The 17,568-nt window shown below is 59.8% G+C and carries 15 protein-coding genes; 8 read left to right on the top strand and 7 right to left on the bottom strand.

The genetic code is table 11. From position 1 onward, the window contains the following. Positions 1–27: 27 nt before the first annotated feature. The 6 genes from AC2JAJ_RS15125 to AC2JAJ_RS15100 form a co-directional block, all read right to left on the bottom strand. On the bottom strand, positions 28–2,073 hold the full coding sequence (locus AC2JAJ_RS15125) for an acyltransferase family protein (RefSeq protein ID WP_486415291.1): 2,046 nt from the start codon (positions 2,071–2,073) through the stop codon (positions 28–30). A gap of 112 nt (positions 2,074–2,185) precedes the next feature. After that, positions 2,186–4,114, bottom strand: coding sequence for a hypothetical protein (locus AC2JAJ_RS15120; RefSeq protein WP_501053179.1), 1,929 nt, complete (start codon positions 4,112–4,114; stop codon positions 2,186–2,188). Between the two features lie 113 nt (positions 4,115–4,227). Continuing rightward, positions 4,228–5,397 carry an acyltransferase family protein gene (locus AC2JAJ_RS15115; RefSeq protein WP_486415293.1) on the bottom strand — a complete coding sequence of 390 codons (1,170 nt, stop codon included), beginning with the start codon at positions 5,395–5,397 and terminating at the stop codon, positions 4,228–4,230. Positions 5,398–5,724: 327 nt separating this feature from the next. Further along, a complete protein-coding gene (locus AC2JAJ_RS15110) occupies positions 5,725–7,143 on the bottom strand; it encodes a sugar nucleotide-binding protein (RefSeq protein WP_473696893.1) in 1,419 nt (472 codons plus the stop codon). Positions 7,144–7,146: 3 nt separating this feature from the next. Continuing rightward, positions 7,147–8,145: a dTDP-glucose 4,6-dehydratase gene (gene rfbB / locus AC2JAJ_RS15105; protein ID WP_486415294.1), complete on the bottom strand. Its 999-nt coding sequence runs from the start codon at positions 8,143–8,145 to the stop codon at positions 7,147–7,149. A gap of 72 nt (positions 8,146–8,217) precedes the next feature. Further along, on the bottom strand, positions 8,218–9,522 hold the full coding sequence (locus tag AC2JAJ_RS15100) for a D-alanyl-D-alanine carboxypeptidase family protein (protein WP_486415295.1): 1,305 nt from the start codon (positions 9,520–9,522) through the stop codon (positions 8,218–8,220). A 179-nt stretch (positions 9,523–9,701) separates the two neighbouring features. Here AC2JAJ_RS15100 and AC2JAJ_RS15095 point away from each other — a divergent pair, with 179 nt between their 5' ends. Genes AC2JAJ_RS15095 through AC2JAJ_RS15070 form a run of 6 tightly spaced genes read left to right on the top strand, consistent with a single transcriptional unit; the run spans position 9,702 to position 15,341 of the window. After that, a complete protein-coding gene (locus AC2JAJ_RS15095) occupies positions 9,702–11,012 on the top strand; it encodes a polysaccharide biosynthesis protein (protein WP_486415296.1) in 1,311 nt (436 codons plus the stop codon). Positions 11,013–11,060: 48 nt separating this feature from the next. Beyond that, a complete protein-coding gene (locus AC2JAJ_RS15090) occupies positions 11,061–12,134 on the top strand; it encodes a glycosyltransferase family 2 protein (RefSeq protein ID WP_486415297.1) in 1,074 nt (357 codons plus the stop codon). Between the two features lie 5 nt (positions 12,135–12,139). Further along, a complete protein-coding gene (locus tag AC2JAJ_RS15085; protein ID WP_486415298.1) occupies positions 12,140–12,889 on the top strand; it encodes a glycosyltransferase family 2 protein in 750 nt (249 codons plus the stop codon). Further along, positions 12,886–13,302, top strand: coding sequence for a DUF2304 domain-containing protein (locus tag AC2JAJ_RS15080; RefSeq protein WP_486415299.1), 417 nt, complete (start codon positions 12,886–12,888; stop codon positions 13,300–13,302). The genes AC2JAJ_RS15085 and AC2JAJ_RS15080 overlap by 4 nt, the downstream gene beginning before the upstream one ends. Positions 13,303–13,334: 32 nt before the next feature. Continuing rightward, positions 13,335–14,222, top strand: coding sequence for a glycosyltransferase family 2 protein (locus AC2JAJ_RS15075; RefSeq protein WP_486415300.1), 888 nt, complete (start codon positions 13,335–13,337; stop codon positions 14,220–14,222). Positions 14,223–14,246: 24 nt separating this feature from the next. Then, on the top strand, positions 14,247–15,341 hold the full coding sequence (locus AC2JAJ_RS15070) for an NAD-dependent epimerase/dehydratase family protein (RefSeq protein ID WP_486415301.1): 1,095 nt from the start codon (positions 14,247–14,249) through the stop codon (positions 15,339–15,341). Positions 15,342–15,430: 89 nt separating this feature from the next. Here AC2JAJ_RS15070 and AC2JAJ_RS15065 read toward each other — a convergent pair whose 3' ends face one another. Continuing rightward, on the bottom strand, positions 15,431–15,571 hold the full coding sequence (locus AC2JAJ_RS15065) for a hypothetical protein (RefSeq protein ID WP_486415302.1): 141 nt from the start codon (positions 15,569–15,571) through the stop codon (positions 15,431–15,433). A gap of 101 nt (positions 15,572–15,672) precedes the next feature. On the opposite strand from AC2JAJ_RS15065, the gene rfbA reads away from it, so the two are divergent. Both rfbA and AC2JAJ_RS15055 read left to right on the top strand, forming a co-directional pair. Beyond that, positions 15,673–16,536 carry a glucose-1-phosphate thymidylyltransferase RfbA gene (gene rfbA / locus AC2JAJ_RS15060; RefSeq protein WP_473696883.1) on the top strand — a complete coding sequence of 288 codons (864 nt, stop codon included), beginning with the start codon at positions 15,673–15,675 and terminating at the stop codon, positions 16,534–16,536. 102 nt (positions 16,537–16,638) lie between these two features. After that, positions 16,639–17,130: a hypothetical protein gene (locus AC2JAJ_RS15055; protein ID WP_486415303.1), complete on the top strand. Its 492-nt coding sequence runs from the start codon at positions 16,639–16,641 to the stop codon at positions 17,128–17,130. Positions 17,131–17,568: the final 438 nt, after the last annotated feature.

The following is a 17,568-nucleotide window of genomic DNA, read 5'->3' as shown; positions in this document are numbered from 1 at the left end:
AAAAGGCCGTGTACGGCTATCGTGCGGCTAACCGTGCCCGCGGGTCAGAATATTCTGCACCCTTTGTACGATCGCGGGTCCAAGCGTCTTACTGAAAGTCGCCGTAATGTGTGACTCATCGCGATATACAACGATATGGTTCACGACCATGGGGCAACGATCACCCTGGCAGTATGCTTCATCAAAGCGCAAAAGCGGTACCCCTGCTGTTGCGGCGGCATCGACCAGATGGTCCGGCAGCGCAAATGCGCTGGATTTGTCCGTTCCGCACTCCTCGGCCTTTTTAAGGTCATCACGAGCACTTATGAGACACTCCCGGGTACTGGCATCCGGCCTCGGATTATCAGCAATTACCACGACCTGTACGCCAGCATCAATGATGGGCTTCCATGCGGTGACGTAATCCTGCACAGCTTGCCCATACGGCTGTGCTGCGTAGGCATGCCTAGCCGCCGTAGTGATCACGAGGTCGTAGTGTCCATTAAGGAGATGCTCTTGTATGTCCGCTCTGGCCGCCCTGCACTGGTTGTCGACTGAAACCGTCCACTGGCATCCCCACCCAACATACGTGTCAAGCCGCCAATCCACATCATCTAGCTCCGGGACTAGACCTGGAATTAGCATCGCGGCGTGAGAGTCACCCACCAATGCGACATTCAAGTGAGCGTCTTTCGACCCATAGCTGCAGCTTTTCATCCCTTTGTTCTGGTCAATCCAGCAGTCGAAAGCATTACCGGTGTCGGCATCCAATTCTCCACTTTTCGGAAGAATTGCATCACCGGGGACCGAATTTTCACAGCTCCTCCCTGCCGACAGGGCCGGCCCGGCACCGAGGCAGCCCTTGCTGAATGCCTCTTCGATCTGTGTTTTCTGGCCTGAATCCTTAGTAAAAGCACTGGCAGCAACTGCCCCAGTCACAGCAACAACCACAGCCATCGCTGCGGCACCTGAAATATAGGTCCAAGAGGGGTGTCGCTGTACGAGAAGATTATTATTCCGAACGGGATCTTCGATTAATTTCCGGGTTACAACAGCAAGGGCGAAACTGAGGAGCAGTATGACTATTTGCCACTGCCAACCTATTCGCGCGTTAAGCATATGGGGCAGTATGACTATAAGGGGCCAGTGCCAAAGGTAGGCCGAATACGAGTTGTTGCCAATGAACTGCAATGGTTCAGCACTGAAGAGCCGGCCAGCCAGAGTGTTCTTATCAACTGCAACCGCCCAAATCACTGCCGCCGTTCCAGCGACAGGAACCACTGCTGCATAGCCTGGAAACGCCATTGTGTCAGTGAAGAGGACGGCAGAGAACAAAATGAGGAACAACCCGAGCCACGCTATCGGGTTTTTCAGTCGCGCTGGCGCAGCGGACCACTTTGGTGGCAAGCACGCCAGTAGACTGCCCACCCCAAACTCCCAGGCGCGTGTTGTGGTGGCGAAGTAGGCACCTGAAGGATCCTCAGCTGTTTCGAGGATGCAGTATGCCAACGAGCATCCCGTTACGAGGATGAAAATAGAGTTCGTCAGCAGCTGTTTCCGGCTGTGAGAGGCACTAGAAAACCCACGCCATGCCACTATGACAAGCAACGGCCAGACCAGGTAGAACTGCTCTTCCACCGAAAGGGACCAAAAATGTTCGACTGGCGAGGCTATATTGTCCCGCGCAAGGTAGTCGACGGCATCCCAGCGCAGTCGCCAGTTCTGGAAATAGAGCGTAGACGCGACGAACTCGCTGAGGAATTGCTTCCAGAAGTATTCGGGCACAAAGAGGACAGTGGCTGCCAGGGAAGTGGCGATGACAACCAGACTTGCTGGAAGCAACCGCCGCGCGCGCCTGGCCCAAAAGCTACCCAGTCTGACAGAACCCGTCTTGCGCGCTTCACGCAAGAGCTGGGAAGTGATCAGGAACCCCGAGATTACAAAGAAGATGTCTACGCCGACATAACCACCCCTGATACTTGAAGGCCAAAGGTGGTACAAGATAACTGCCATGACCGCGAGTGCACGAAGAGCTTGGATATCCGGTCGAATGCCCAAAGTGAGGCGGGTCTTGCTGGCTACTAGGGTTGACATAGGAGAAGTACGAATCCTGAGCTAATTGTTGTTCTTATTCGGGTGATGCTCCGCAGAGCTGTTGGGCGACAGTTCCAGAAACCAGACCCAAGGCGATTCCGCGGCTGTGTCACTACCTGATGGAGGGGTCGCCAATCAACTGGCCAAGTAAGTCTTGATTTGCGGGGTCAACGATGATGCGAATCTCAGGATCCTCAAGTTTGAGCGCGGCTACAACCGACGGCAATCCTTCCACACCCGACCAAAGTGGTAGCAAGTGCGGCATCAGCTTCGCCGAAGACTTCTCCGTGTAGGTCCCCGTTAATGCGTCGTACCACTGAAAGGCCAGTATCGCGTCAAAGTCTTTCCCGTAGGTTGTGAGATAGGCGGCAGGTGCACCGCCGTTTGATTCGACGGCATTGAGCAGAGCAACGACGTGCGCCGGCACCGGACCTTCCAGTGTCTTACGTTCCCTCTCAAGCTCGAGGGCCGAAGTGGAGCTAGGGGTTAATCCAACATCTCTTGCGTCGAATGTCAGTCCGAAGCATTGAGTCGCCCCAGCTGCCAGGAGTACCGCAGCGACAGGTCTCGACCACGACTGCTTCGGCTGCTCACGAGGCTTCGAATGGAAGTAGGCGACGACGCAAAGCGCCAGCACGACCAACGCTATGAGTTCCAGGGCAAGAATCAACTTGATGGAGTAGTAGGACAACGCGCCTGATTTCGAAATCTGGGCAGCCGCCATAACTACAAGCACAGCGAGTCCGGCCACGAGTGTCCAAATGGAAGCCGCGGACCTGGCAATTTGTCGGACTGAAAGCGTTGAAACCGGACTCGTCACCGTCGAGCGGATCATGAGACTGGTCGCGAGCGCTGCCATAAGGAGCGCACTGACGACACCGAAGTCGGGGAGAGGGACTCCCCCGACAGCATAAAGCACGTCATTTGCAGAGATAGACGACAACTGCTTAATTGCTGGAATAAGGGCAAGTATCCCGAGGAATACGATCAGTGCAGCAGTGACATATTGGAGCCCCGAGGCAATCCACCGCCGACGAGTCAATGGAAAAAGAATGACCAGGCAAGCACCGACGAGAAGAGTCCCCAGAAGAACCCAGTTGTGCACCACACCCACGGCGGCCGCGATCGAGGCCAACATAAGGACAGGCTGGGAAAAAATCCGAACCTGAAGCAGCATCAGCACCAGGAACGCGGCAACAAGGGCCGCTGCAACATAAAAGTTTTGAAAGCCATGCAGAGTAGCGGCAGCTCCGGGTCCGTAGATCCATCCTGCAGCAACGAAAATAACTACAGGGGCAGCCATACTAAACCTGCGTCGGAACATGGGAATGGAGCAGAGTGCTGCAGCCACCAGGCTGGCCACGAGGGTGGAGACAACAGCGCTAATGATGGTGTACGAGACGAGTTCCCCTTCAAGGTCAGCAGCCAGCGGGCCTTTCACCAGTTCGCTCAGTAACGTCACGGCTGCGTGATAGCCCTGCGGATAGTTGTGAAACTGCCAGGCGCTGCCGTCAGGCGAAGCGCCCAAAGCGCCGATAATCCTGCCATGGGTCCTCAGCATGTAATACATGTCAAAGTGAGAGGCATTGTCCCAGTTCATGGTCAGAAGCGTCAGTGCATCGAGGGATGTCCGGGCCCTGAAGAAGTTGATAAGGGATCCGGCGGACAAGACAGCAGCGATCACCGGCAGGGAGTCAATGGCCCGAACCTCGGGAACCATCTGTCGAATTCGTGATCGCTTGTTGGCACCGTATGCAACCCAGGCCCCTAGAGCGCCCGCAACGGACGCCAACAAGGCCGTGCCCCTACCCATGGTGGTGATGGGAAACGGAAGCCACCACAGGACGGGAGCGAGGCCAAAAAGGAAAACTAAAGCCAAAAGGATCCGCCGGGAAAGATAACGAGAGGTTGGTACTGCCAGCACCAACAGCCCCGTACCGATGAGGACAGCAAACCCGCCGGGCCCCACCGCCACACGGCCTGCTACTACAAGCACGAAAATGGCGAGGCCAACGCTGATGGCCGCAATGCCCCTTTGCATCTTCGACGGTCCGGATGGCAAAGGGCCGGATGAACTGGATCGGCGGGCGACTCGCGCGCTGCGTCTCATAGGTCCAACTGCAGTGAGAGTGCCGGCTGTTTCACCCCAACGGCTCACCTCGAGCTCACCGAAGTAGTGGCACCCAACTGGTCCTGCTTCAGGTTCCCATTCGCCTCATTGGGAATTGATTCAGGTTCCGAGGCAGGAAAGCTGATCCTTGCTTTGCGTACCCTGTTCATCACCGGCTGCTCTACGAAAAACCAACTGGCGAATGCTAATAGAGCAGTTATTGCCGTCGAAGCCACCATGTACGGACCCAGACCGAATTTATGCAGGCCAAACACAGCCAGCAATTGCTGAACCGGAAAAGCGTAGATATAAAGACCGTACGAGATATCATTTCGATGGATAAACTCAGGGCTTGGTAGCCATGACGAAATCCAGAGAAAGGCATATGCCACGAAAGCTCCACATGCCTGGCCGCCCCAGCTTGGGAAAGCGGAAACGATGATCAGAGAGGCAGCAATAGCGAGAACGCCCCCGATCCAATGCAGGCCAATTCTGTTGCGCCACAAGAATACCGCCGAGCCCCCAAGAAAAAAGGGCAACAGACGCATGAGGAGGACAAAATCAAAGTTCTGACCCACGTACACTCCGATTTGCTCAATGTTCGCTTGAACAATGACGCTAGCCACGAATGCAACAGTTATGGGCCAGGGAGACTTTCTGAACATTGCAATAAGCCCCAATGCAGCAATAATCAGATAACAAATGAACTCATAATATAGAGACCACAGCGATCCATTCCACGCGCCAGGATAAGGAACGTTATAGGGCCCGCCAGAAATATCCGCCAGCTGCATCTTCAAAAACATGTTCGAGAATAGATAGTTCAAAGGCGTCGTGGCAGTTGAGAAATAGCCCCTCAACGTGCCCTTGGCAGCTAGAAACCCTATTGGAGCAATGACCGCTACCATGAATACTAGGCAGACCAGGAATGCCGGCATAATCCTGGCAATGCGGTGCACCAAATAGTCTCCAAGCCGATTGCTGAACCGACTTCCTGTGATGAGATAACCGCTGATGCTAAAGAAACCAGCAACCGCCCAACCTCCCAGCCATTCTCCTGCGAACGCAGGCCCCCCGCCAAGGCCCATCAGTGGCCAGCAGTGGTGGACGAGGACGGCGAGAGCCAGAACGAGTCTGATGAGATTGAGGCTATTCTTCCGCGGATTGAGCTTGTATCCGAACCACAATCCTTGTCTGTAAATACTGCTCGGCATATAGGCTCCGTGGAATTTGGGGTTTAAGACCTGTCCATCTTACCGGCGGACGTTGGGAGTTCCGTCCAAGCAGCGGACCAGTACAGCGCAGACACTGGGGCTTCCCGCAGCGTAGGCGACAACACGGAGGTAGCAACTTCAGGGCTGCAAGCAACCGAGGTTCCGGCAATGGTCGTTCAGCCAACATCCCGGACGACGCTGTGTCTTTTGCATCGGTGCGCATCCGGACTTGCTCGACAAACCACCTCCCGAAGAAACACGTTCCAGTGTGAAATCAGGAGGCAACGCACAAAGGCGAGGGTGCGAACGTATGTGCGGGATTCAGATTCAGCGCCGGAGACCGCGCACGTACTCTTTCAAAGCGTCCTGCGAATTTCTTGCAGCATACCCCTGGGAGGCGATCTTGCTGAGGTCGAGAGTACTGTTCAGCGGCCTCGGAGCGGCATCCTTACCCTTGAAGTACTCGGCTGAACTGACGCCCGTTACAGCCTCACGGCTTTCACCCACCAGTTCGTAGACGTCTGCTGCAATGTCCGCCCAGGTCTGCGGCTCACCGTCGTTCGTCAAGTTGTAGGTTCCATATGACGCACCGGTTTCCAGAAGGTGCCTGATTCCTGAAGCGATGTCCTCGGTGAAACTCAGGCGGCCGGTCTGATCGTTGACAACAGAAGGTTTGACGCCGCGCAGGGCCAATCCGGCCATGGTGCGCACAAAGTTGTTGCCATCGCCGATGACCCAACTGGTCCGGACGATGTAGTGCCGCGGCACCACACCGACTATTGCGTCGCCTGCGGCCTTTGTCTGGCCATACACCCCTAACGGGGTAAAAGGCTCCATCTCGTCGTGGACGTCGCGTCCGCCGTCGAACACGTAATCAGAGGAAACGTGCACAAGGGTAAGGTCATGCTCGACGGCGGTCCTCGCCAAACGCGACACCGCTGCCACGTTGATGGCCCAGGCAGCGGCGCGGCCTTCCGCGGTCTCCGCAGCGTCCACTGCTGTGTATGCCGCGGCGTTGATGATCGTGGAGTAGTTCTTCCAGTTCCTGGCCCGATATGCGTCCTCGTTGCCGAGGTCGAATTCAGCACGACCAGCAAATTCCACTGATTCGTCACCCTCGTAGAGCGCCCGGAGTGCCTTACCAAGCTGTCCGTCCGCGCCTACCACCAGGATCTTTTTCCCTGGCATGGGGGTCACGTCCGCAAGCCGCGGATGGGCTTTATCCTTATCGGACAGTTCGGCCTTCTCCAAGGAAATGGGCCACTGAATCGCCGCTGTTTCATCAGCCAGATTCAGGAACGTGTACTGGCCCTGGGCCTCGGCAGACCAATGATCATTGACCAGATAGGTGTAGGCGGTGTTGTCCTCAAGGGTCTGGAACGCGTTGCCAACTCCGCGCGGAATGAAGATTGCCTGGCTGGCGTCCATTTCCGCAGTGAAAACCGTGCCAAAGGACGGGCCCTCGCGCAGGTCAACCCACGCACCAAAAATACGTCCCGTGGCTACGGAGATGAACTTGTCCCACGGCTCCGCATGGATCCCCCGGGTGGTGCCGGCTTTCTCGTTGAAGGAGATGTTGTTCTGGACTGGCCGGAAATCGGGCAGGCCAAGGGACACCATCTTCTCCCGCTGCCAGTTCTCCTTGAACCAGCCGCGGTTGTCACCGTGGACCGGGAGATCATAGAGGACAACTCCCGGAATTGGAGTTTCGTGGGCGGTCAGCTTCTTCCCGAATTCGATCGCCATGCCCTACTGGCCCTGTTCCTTGTACTTTGCTTCCGTGACCGCTTTTTGTGGCCTCCACCAGTCCTCGTTGTCCCGGTACCAGGCAATGGTGTCTTCGATGCCGGCGTCGAAATTGGAGAACTGCGGTTCCCACCCGATCTCGGTGCGCAGGCGTGAGGAATCGATGGCGTAGCGCAGGTCATGGCCCGGCCGGTCCACCACGTGGTCATAGGCGTCCGGTGAGTGGCCCATGTGCGTCAGAATGAGCTCCACGACTTCCTTATTGTTCTTCTCGCCGTCAGCGCCGATGAGGTAGGTCTCGCCGATGATGCCCTTATCGATGATTGCCAGCACGGCTGAAGAGTGGTCGTTGGCGTGGATCCAATCCCGCACGTTCTCTCCCTTCCCGTACAGCTTGGGGCGTATTCCGTCGATCACGTTGGTGATCTGGCGCGGAATGAACTTTTCCACGTGCTGGTAAGGCCCGTAGTTGTTGGAGCAGTTGCTAATCGTGGCCTGCAAACCAAAAGACCGCACCCACGCCCGTACCAGCAAGTCGGAGCCTGCCTTGGTGGAGGAGTAGGGGCTGGACGGGTTGTACGGCGTCTGTTCCGTGAACCGCTCCGGATCGTCAAGCTCAAGGTCGCCGTACACCTCGTCGGTGGAGATGTGGTGGAAACGCTTGTCGTGCTTCCGTGCCGCCTCGATGAGCACGTAAGTGCCGATGATGTTGGTGTCGAGGAATGGGCGCGGATCGTGCAGGGAGTTGTCGTTGTGCGATTCCGCGGCATAGTGGACTACTACGTCGGCGTCCGCAACCAGTCCGTCCACGAGGGCAGCGTCGGCAATATCGCCCCGAACAAAACTGAAGCGGTCCTCCGGGAGGTTTTTGAGGGACTCGAGGTTTCCTGCGTAAGTGAGCTTGTCCAGTACCGTTACCGTGTGGTCGGTCTCCCGCAGCACGTAATGGACGAAGTTTGAGCCTATGAATCCGGCACCGCCGGTTACGAGGAGTCGCGACATAGTCCTAGGTTACCGGCTGCACGTTGGTGCAATGTCATCCGTGGCCGGCGCGGGCACGTCCACGGATGTCCCTTAGTAACCCGGTGCTGGCGGGTATCCGTAATACTGCTCCAGAGTGTCAATACCCCGGTTGCGCATATCCATCGCCACGTCCCTTCCGACGTACCGCAAATGCCAGGGTTCGTAGGCGTAGCCGGTCCAGTAGCTCATTCCCGCCGGATAGCGGATCACAAAGCCAAATTCGTGCGCATGAGCCGCCGCGAACCCGCCTGCGGCCGTGGACGCAAAACATTCCTGCAATCCGCAGGCTCCACTGGGATTTCCGATGTCAACGGCCAATCCACTCTGGTGTTCTGAATACCCAGGCCGTGCCGAGATGGAGTCCGCCAGTTCCTGCCCGTACATTGCAACGTAGCTTTCGTACAGGGAGGCCTGGCTGGAGTAACTCCGGAAACCGCTCACCACCGTCGTCGCCACACCCGAGGCATTGGCCGCATCGACAAATTGCCAAAACGCAAGCGCTGCCTGATAACGCAAGGGGTGCCCGCCGACGTTCACCATGTCCGTGGGCGTATAGTCGATGGGCGAGAGCGGATTCCTCTTGTTGATAACACGCTGGTACTCCCCTGGAGGGTAGTAACTGACCGTTACCCCCGTGGTCGGATACCAGGTCAGCGTACCGCCCTGAAATCTTTGGCTGCAGCCGCCGTCTCCGGGGCATACTTCCTCAGTCACCGGGTAGCCCAGGCGCCCGTTCTCCCATCCCAGCGTTCCCCAGACGTAATCAATGGATCCTCCGGTTGCGTAGGCCCCGACGCCCGGCGCCCAGTGGATTTGGCCGCCTTGGAAGGCCTGATAGCAACCACCAGCCAGGAGGCGGCACCTTTCAGCAGCCACCGGATAGCCCAACGGGCCGGACTCAAAGCCGCCGCTTGCCCAACGGTTTCTGATGGCGCCCCACCGCGTTTGTTGGGCGCCGCTCGCCGGCGACCAATGGATTTGCCCGCCCTGGAAAGTCTGATAACAGCCTGAGCGGACGAGGCCGCAAACTTCATCCGACGCAGGGTACCCAAGGCCGCCTTGCTCCCACCCCTGCTGCTGCCAGGCCGTACCGATCGCGCCCCACGTGGCACGGGCACCGGTTCCAGGCGTCCAGTGGATCTGGCCCCGCTGGAAGTCCTGATAGCAGCCACCACCCGCGAGCCCGCACCGTTCAGGTCCAACAGCGGCGCCCAGCGCGCCAGCCGAGCCGCCGAGCATCTGATACTTGTCCTGAATTGGTGTGCCTGCGTCGGCGGGTACGGCAGACAGTAAGCCGGCAAGCAAACAGAAGACGGCGAAAAGGCCCGACAGCGTGGCAACCCGATCACGTTTCATGTGCACCTGACTGGTCGAAGGAAATGAAATCCCTGGTAGTGCTTACACACCGGGCAAGGTGGCCCAGAGCCCGTGCGCTGATTCTAGTGGTCCGGAGGCCGGGAAGCTCCCAAAAGGCTTACCGTAAGATCGAAGGGCACCTGGGAACGACAGGTCTTCGCGCCACCACGGAAAGCCACATGAATTTGCCTTGGAAGAAACCCGCCCTCCAGCCGGCTGAGGCGGACGGCGACGCTGCCGGCAATCGGACTATCAGCACCAAGAGTGCATCGGGAGTGGGAGCAGCGTCCATCATCGCCGCTGCCGCCGGATTCATCATCCTTGTGCTTGCCGGGAACCACCTCCGACCCGAGGAGTACGCCCAGTTCAGCGTATTCTGGGGCGCCCTGTTTGGCATCTTCGGCGTGCTCTCCGGCATTCAGAGTGAAACAACGCGTGCCGTTCGCTCCGGGGACCCAGGGGGTGGGACCGGCGACGCGCCCGGACTCCATCCCCCGGTCCTGGCTAACGGCCTCCTGGTCGGTGGCATCCTTTCTGTACTGATCCTGGCTTCCTCATGGCTCTGGGCACCTTCCGTCCTCGGCAGCAATGCCCCGTGGCTGCTTCCCACCCTGGCTGTCGCCGCCGTCGCCTATTCAGGGCACTCGGCCCTCGCCGGCGCCTCCGCCGGCGCCCAGGAATGGACCCTGTACTCCAGGCTGATGAGCGCTGAGGCGCTGTTCCGCCTGGCGACCGTTGGCGGCGTTGTCCTGCTAGGCGCCGGCCTCCTTGGCCTTGAATTCGCCTGCGCCCTCGCCGCCGCTTTGTGGTTGCTGTTCCTGCTGCTGTCCCCCACCGCGCGCGGCGCCGCTGCGGCCCGTGCCGACGTGCCCCGATCCGTTTACATGAAACAAACCGGGCATGCCATGCTCTCATCCAGCGCCACGGCTGCCCTGATCGTGGGCTTTCCCGTGATCCTCAGCTTCACCAGCACGGCCCAGGAACTTGCCTCCGCCGGCGGCCTGCTACTGGCCATCCAACTCACGCGGGCGCCCATCATGGTGCCGCTCCAGGCTTTCCAGGGTGTTGCCATTGCCGCATTCGTCAACCAGCGGGACCGGGGTATCCGGGCACTGTATAAGCCCACGGCACTGTTCATTGGGGTGGGCGTGGCCGGAGGTATCGCGGCCGGACTGCTGGGGCCCTGGCTGATGGAACTGTTGTTCCCGGGTAAGTACGAGGTTCCCGCCTGGCTGCTGGCCACTCTGACGTTCGACGCAGCCCTGATGGCCATCCTTACGCTGACGGGGACGGCGACCCTTGCTGTGGGACTTCACCGCGCCTACTCCCTGGGCTGGGTAACGGGGACGGGCGTGAGCGTCATCTGCCTCCTGCTTCCCTTGCCGCTGCCCGTCCGGACGGCCCTGGCCCTGGCGGCGGGACCTGCGTTGGGCGCCGCCATCCACGTCGCTTCGATACTCAGGCGCGGAAATGCGGCCACGTCCCCCTGAATACCGTGACGCTCACCGCCGGAACCCCACATACACGAAGGATGGCCTGTGCCCAACAACTCCCAACGTCCCAGGACCAGCGTGATCATGCCCGCCTACAACGCCGCTGACCTGCTTGAGCGAGCGGTCAGAAGCGTCATGGCTCAGACTGATCCGGATTTCGAGCTTCTCGTCGTGGACGACCACTCGACGGACGGGACCCTGGCCTTGGCCCGGCGCCTGGAGGGAGAGTTCGACAACCTGACGGTCATCGCCCTGCCGGCCAACTCTGGGGTGTCGGCCGCGCGCAATGCCGGCCTCGATGCAGCCCGGGGCTCCTGGATCAGCTTCATTGACAGCGACGACCAGTACCTGCCGACCTTCCTTGAAACTATGCACGCCGCTACAGCGCCGGACGTGGATGTGGTGGTCGGTGGGCGGATTGTGGTGCAGCCTGACGGCACGGAAGCACCCAGCGCGTCGCATGCGCTGGGTGAATTCGACGGCGCAGAGGCCTGCAGGCTTGCCATGTGCGACGAACTCACCCCGTTCCCATGGGACAAGCTGATCCGGCGCGATCTCTTCGAAAAGGTCCGCTTCGCCGAAGGCGCCGCCCGGTTCGAGGACATGGCCACCAACATCGTTCTCCACTCGTTGTCCCGCCGTGTCCGGTCTATCAGCACACCGGTGTACCGCTACCACATCATGGCTGGTTCGCTTACTTGGGGCAGGGTCCCCACCGTGGCCGACACGACCGTGGCACTGAACCATCTGGACCAGCATCTGGATCCACAGTTCAAGGAGGGCAAGTATCGCGCCGCATACGATTGCATGCGCACGCTGGTGTTCCTGCTGGTGGCCCAGAGCGCGATCGCCCGCGGCAGCGGTACAGCGGCCGCCGCTGTCACTGTGGCGGAGTGCCGCCACGACATCAGCTGGGACATGCTCGTCCGCACCCTTGCCGTGCACAAGGTTATCGGGGCAGGGGCGGCCCTGCTGAAGCTGGCGCCCGCGGTCTACTCCTATCTGTACCTCCGCCACATCCGCGCCATGTACGGCGTGGGGAAGCCCCAAACGCCTTCGGCAAAGGCGCCCGCAGCCGCGCCGCCAGCCAACCCGGGTACCGGTTCTGGTATAGATTAGTAGCTATGTCAATCCCCCCCTACAGCCGCGCCCTCGTCATTATGCCGGCGTGGAACGAAGAGGAATCCGTTGGCAATACTGTCCGTGAAGTGCTTGCCCTCCGCGAAGGCTATGACGTCCTCGTAGTGAACGACGGCTCCCAGGACAGTACTGCTGCAGTAGCGGCAGAGGCCGGTGCCGTTGTTCTGGACCTTCCTTTCAATCTCGGCGTCGGCGGGGCCATGCGGGCCGGCTTCAAGTACGCAAAACGGAACGGGTACGACGCCGTCATTCAGGTCGATGCAGACGGGCAGCACCATCCCAAAGAGATTTCCCGCGTACTTGCTGCCCTGACTGACGCTGACATCGCCATTGGCGCTCGCTTCGCAGACCGCGGCACCTACAAAGTGTCAGGCCCCAGGCGCTGGGCGATGGTCCTGCTGGCCAAGGTCATTTCAGGTCTGGCCCACACCCGCCTGACTGATGTCACCTCCGGATTCAAGGCAGCCAACCGCCGGGGCATAGACCAGTTCATCGACCACTACCCGGCAGAATACCTTGGCGACACCATCGATTCCCTGGTTGTCGCCATCCGGTCCGGTTGTGTGATCACGCAGGTTCCCGTGGAAATGCGTGTGCGCCAAGGCGGGACGCCCAGCCACAACCCCGTCAAGTCCGCCATCTACCTTGGCCGGTCGGTGTTCGCCCTGCTGTTCGCTCTGACGCGGCGCCGCTCGGAAATCCGAACACCTTCTCCTCAACTCGAAAGAGCATGACTTTGTCCGTTCTGGCCGCTTTCATCCTTGCCCTCGTCATCGTCGTCCTCGTGGTCGAGATGCTCCGCCGGAAGAAGCTCCGGGAAAAGTATGCAGTGCTCTGGCTGGTCGTTGGGCTGGCAACGCTGATCCTTGCGGCCTTCCCGCAACTCCTGGCGCTGACAGCGCGGCTCCTTGGTGTCCAGGTCCCGTCGAACCTCCTGTTCGCGATGACCATCCTGTTGGCCCTTGGCGTCTGCCTGCACTTGTCGTGGGAGATATCCGTTGTGGAAGACGAGACTCGCACACTGGCGGAGGAGGCGGCAATCCTCCGGACCCAGATAGAGCGGTTGGAGGCCCGCTTGGATGCCGAACTGGCCGAGCCCTCCCGGACCCCGACTGCGACCGACCCGGCGCCTTTTGACCGCGGCTGACACCAGCCTTACCCCGACGTATTGGATTTCGCATGCCACTTGATATCTTCATCCCCTACTGGGGCGACCCCGGCTACATGAAAGAGACCGTCCGCAGCGTCCTCAACCAGGACTCGGACGACTGGCTCCTCACGGTCGTGGACGACGCATACCCCGACGATGAGATCCAGCGCTACATGGCCGCCATCGATGATCCCCGCGTCAAGTACATCCGCAAGGAACAGAACGCTGGAATCACCGAAAACTATAAGACCTGCGTCTCCCTCGCTACAGAGGAGGTCATGGTTATCCTCGGGTGTGACGACGTCTTGTTGCCCAACTATGTAACAGTGATCAACCGTGCCCACCAGCGTTTCCCCCAGGCAGCGATCATCCAGCCCGGGGTCCAGGTCATTGACGGTGACGGCACGGTAGTGCGGACCCTGGTGGACAGCACCAAGCAGCACATCGTCCGCCCCCGTTCGCGTGGGCCGCGCCTCCTCTCCGGCGAGCACCTTGCCGCCAACCTGATGCACGGTGACTGGCTTTACTGGCCATCGCTTGCGTTCCGCACTGACAGGATCCGCGCCGTCCAGTTCCGCTCCGGCTTCCCGATCATCCAGGACCTGGCCCTGGTCATGGACATGGTCTACAGCGGCGATCAACTCCTTCTTGAACCGACCGTCTGCTTCTCCTACCGCCGCCACTCGGAAAGTGCGTCTTCCACCAAGCTGGTGGACGGCTCCAGGTTCGCTGGGGAACGTGACTACTTCGCCGTCTCGGCGGAGCAGGCAACTCTTAATGGTTGGACGAAAGCTTCACGGGCAGCGAAGCTTCGGCTCACGTCCCGCGCCCACGCCCTCGCACTTCTGCCCAAAGCCTTGGCCAGCAAGAATTTCCCGGCGGTCAAGGTCCTCCTAAGCCACACCTTTGGTAATTAAATGTCAGCTTCAGAAAGGCCCTTCATGACTACACCCGCCGCGGAAACCCAGGCTCAGGAAACGGTCCTGGTGACTGGTGGTGCCGGTTTCATTGGCTGCGCCATCTCCAGTGACCTGGTTGCGAACTTCCGCCGCGTGGTGGTTGTGGACAACCTGCACCCGCAGATCCATGCCTCCGGTGAGCGTCCCGCTGAGCTGCACGAAGGCGCGGAGCTTGTCGTTGCAGACATCACCGCGGCGCAGACTTGGGACGACGTCCTGGCGGACGTTACTCCTGACGTCGTCATCCACCTCGCCGCCGAGACGGGCACCGGCCAGTCGTTGGAGGAGTCAACCCGCCACGCGCACGTCAATGTGGTGGGCACAACGCAGTTGCTTGACGGCCTGAACCGGCACGGAAAGTTGCCGCGGCGGATTGTGCTGTCCTCCAGCCGCGCAATCTACGGTGAGGGACCGTGGGTCGACGCTGATGGACACCGCTTCTACCCCGGCCAGCGGACCAGCACCACCCTGGACCAGGGCCAGTGGGATTTCCCCAATGCGAGGCCTGCGGCGATGAAGGCTTCGGAGACCTTCCCTGCCCCGGTGAGTGTCTATGGAGCCACCAAGCTCGCCCAGGAAAACATCCTCCAGGCCTGGGCGAAGTCCTACGGCGTGGAGACTGTAATTCTGCGCCTCCAGAACGTCTACGGCCCGGGGCAGTCCCTGATTAACCCTTACACGGGCATTATGAGCCTGTTCTGCCGGATGGCCATGGGTGGAAAGTCCATCCCCCTGTACGAGGACGGGGAAGTACGCCGCGACTTCGTGCTTATCGACGACGTGGCCTCCGCCATCGTGGCCGGCGCCCTGTCCCCCAACGTCCAGGGCGAGCCGATGGACATCGGTTCGGGGGAATTCCAGACCATTGGCACCGCAGCCAGGCTCATCGCTGCCCGTTACGGGGCGCCGGAGCCTCACGTTACCGGGCAGTACCGCCAAGGCGATGTACGGCACGCCTGGGCTGATGTCGAAGCGGCGAAGTCGACTCTCGGATGGAAGCCGCAGTACAACCTCGAACAGGGCATTGAGCGGCTCAGCACATGGATCAACGCACAGCCGGACGTGCAGCCTTACTAGCACGCCAGCAGCGGACGACGGCGGTACCTTACGGTGCCGCCGTCGTCGGGTTTAACCGGGCAATCGTTTTGGGACGTCCGGGATCAGTCTCAGTTGTCCAGCGTCGCGAGAATGTGGTTGAGCGCCGCCTGGTTGTCCGGATCAACAATGATTACGGCTGACGGGTCAGCTTTCATGATTTTGTTGACCACAAGGCGCAGGTTATCCACAGGGCGAATGTCGGTTGGCATGCGGGTTTCCGCCCTAATTCTTGAAGCTGCTTGAGGTCCGGTCTACGCCTATTGCCTCGTCCCAGTTTGCCCCGCGCCGAACCGCCAGCAATGATGGACTAATGCGCGGAATTATCCTTGCCGGAGGCACCGGGTCCAGGCTTCACCCGATCACTCTAGGCATCAGCAAGCAGTTGGTCCCTGTGTACGACAAGCCGATGATTTACTACCCCTTGTCCACTTTGATCCTGGCCGGAATCCGCGACATTCTCATCATCACCACGCCACAGGACGCGGACCAGTTCCAGCGCCTCCTGGGAGACGGTTCGCAGTTTGGAGTGAACCTCTCCTATGTCCAGCAGCCCAGCCCGGACGGCTTGGCGCAGGCATTTATCCTCGGTGCTGACCACATCGGCGACGACACCGTTGCATTGGTCCTCGGCGACAATATTTTTTACGGCCAGGGCATGGGCACCCAGCTGCGGCGCCACGCGAACATCAAAGGCGGCGCGGTGTTCGGCTACTGGGTCAAGGATCCGTCCGCTTATGGCGTCGTGGAGTTCGACGGAGACGGCAAGGCCCTGTCTCTCGAAGAGAAGCCAGAAAAGCCGCGCAGCCACTACGCCGTCCCTGGCCTCTATTTTTACGACAACGACGTTATTGATATCGCAAAGAACCTGAAGCCCTCTCCTCGCGGGGAGTTGGAAATTACGGACGTCAACAAGGTGTACCTCGAGCGCGGGCTCCTCCAGGTAGAGATTCTCCCCCGGGGGACCGCCTGGTTGGATACGGGAACTTTCAACGATCTCAGCGACGCGTCAAACTTCATTCGAACGGTCGAGAACCGGCAGGGCCAGAAGATCGGAGCGCCTGAAGAAATCGCATGGCGCCTGGGCTTCCTGACCGATGACGACCTCCGGCGTCGCGCAGAGCCCCTGATGAAGAGCGGCTACGGCGCCTACCTGCTGGAACTTCTGGAAAACTAACCCGACGAACGGCGGCTCGTCTGTCCAAGCTGGTCTTGTGACATGGCCTTGGCCGGGTACTTCTTCCACCATTTTGTTGGCTGCACTTCACCAAGGAACTTTATGCGCACCCCCCTCAAAGTTGTTCTCTCGGTAGTTGTCGCCACCATGGCCCTCAGCTCCTGCAGCATTACCGACGCGCCCCCCAAGGAATCGCCGACGCCTACGACGCAGCCCACCCAAACGGTGGCGCCGACGTATCCACCGTCGGCCGAGGAACCCAACGTGCGGCTGACTGTAACTACGCTCTCGGGCAATGCTGCCGCTCAGGCAACCCACCACCTCGTCTGTGTGAGGGCTACGGCCGTAGAAGGAACCGACCTGCAGGACGCAGACAAGGCGTGCAGTCTGTTGAACCGCCAACCCAGTCTGCTGGATTACGAGCCTGCGGAAACCACCGACGAATGCGAAGCAGTTAACCAGCCAAACATCGCCGACGTATTCGGGGAGATTGATGGGAAACAGGTCAGGACCAGCTTCAGGCGCAACAACACCTGCAACGTGAAGAACTGGGACAACCTCAGGACGCTGCTGGGGACAGTCACAGAAAAGTAGCCGCATCATCCTCGCCTACGCGGGCCTGCGGGCCGCCGGGCCATCCCCAGGTGCCACCGGGCGTACCCTCCGGTAAGCATGGACTTTCCTCGCCGCCCCTACCCCGCAGACTGCCGGGCACTGGACTTATTGGAATTCCCGCTCTAGCCTTCGAACTAGCTACGTGGTCGAGTGGCCTGATTTTGGTGGGGGCCAGAAGATGCTGAATGCTATTGCCGCTTTGGGAATCGTGGTGCTGGGGCAGCAGGCGGAACCACTACCGTGGCTGCCGCTACGGACACATCCCCTCCCGGCGCACTCATCTGCCACCTCACAGATGCTGGCACCTACGAGCCATTTTTTGTCACCGTTCATGGGCTAATCCATGACCTGAATGGGCATGCCGCCCACGCAGGCGACATCATCCCGTTTCTTGGATTCGGGGGCAATCCGGCCGGG

The organism is Arthrobacter sp. MOO21, from assembly GCF_057369995.2.
The sequence above is the reverse complement of the archived record's forward strand: the minus strand, read 5'-3'. Positions and strand labels throughout refer to the sequence as shown.

Excerpts from the sequence above, each read along its gene's own strand:
- AC2JAJ_RS15125 (WP_486415291.1), bottom strand. The coding sequence starts at position 2,073 with ATGTCAACCCTAGTAGCCAGCAAGACCCGCCTCACTTTGGGCATTCGA.
- AC2JAJ_RS15120 (WP_501053179.1), bottom strand. The coding sequence starts at position 4,114 with ATGCAAAGGGGCATTGCGGCCATCAGCGTTGGCCTCGCCATTTTCGTG.
- AC2JAJ_RS15115 (WP_486415293.1), bottom strand. The coding sequence starts at position 5,397 with ATGCCGAGCAGTATTTACAGACAAGGATTGTGGTTCGGATACAAGCTC.
- AC2JAJ_RS15110 (WP_473696893.1), bottom strand. The coding sequence starts at position 7,143 with ATGGCGATCGAATTCGGGAAGAAGCTGACCGCCCACGAAACTCCAATT.
- rfbB (WP_486415294.1), bottom strand. The coding sequence starts at position 8,145 with ATGTCGCGACTCCTCGTAACCGGCGGTGCCGGATTCATAGGCTCAAAC.
- AC2JAJ_RS15100 (WP_486415295.1), bottom strand. The coding sequence starts at position 9,522 with ATGAAACGTGATCGGGTTGCCACGCTGTCGGGCCTTTTCGCCGTCTTC.
- AC2JAJ_RS15095 (WP_486415296.1), top strand. The coding sequence starts at position 9,702 with ATGAATTTGCCTTGGAAGAAACCCGCCCTCCAGCCGGCTGAGGCGGAC.
- AC2JAJ_RS15085 (WP_486415298.1), top strand. The coding sequence starts at position 12,140 with ATGTCAATCCCCCCCTACAGCCGCGCCCTCGTCATTATGCCGGCGTGG.
- AC2JAJ_RS15080 (WP_486415299.1), top strand. The coding sequence starts at position 12,886 with ATGACTTTGTCCGTTCTGGCCGCTTTCATCCTTGCCCTCGTCATCGTC.
- AC2JAJ_RS15075 (WP_486415300.1), top strand. The coding sequence starts at position 13,335 with ATGCCACTTGATATCTTCATCCCCTACTGGGGCGACCCCGGCTACATG.
- AC2JAJ_RS15070 (WP_486415301.1), top strand. The coding sequence starts at position 14,247 with ATGACTACACCCGCCGCGGAAACCCAGGCTCAGGAAACGGTCCTGGTG.
- AC2JAJ_RS15065 (WP_486415302.1), bottom strand. The coding sequence starts at position 15,571 with ATGCCAACCGACATTCGCCCTGTGGATAACCTGCGCCTTGTGGTCAAC.
- rfbA (WP_473696883.1), top strand. The coding sequence starts at position 15,673 with ATGCGCGGAATTATCCTTGCCGGAGGCACCGGGTCCAGGCTTCACCCG.
- AC2JAJ_RS15055 (WP_486415303.1), top strand. The coding sequence starts at position 16,639 with ATGCGCACCCCCCTCAAAGTTGTTCTCTCGGTAGTTGTCGCCACCATG.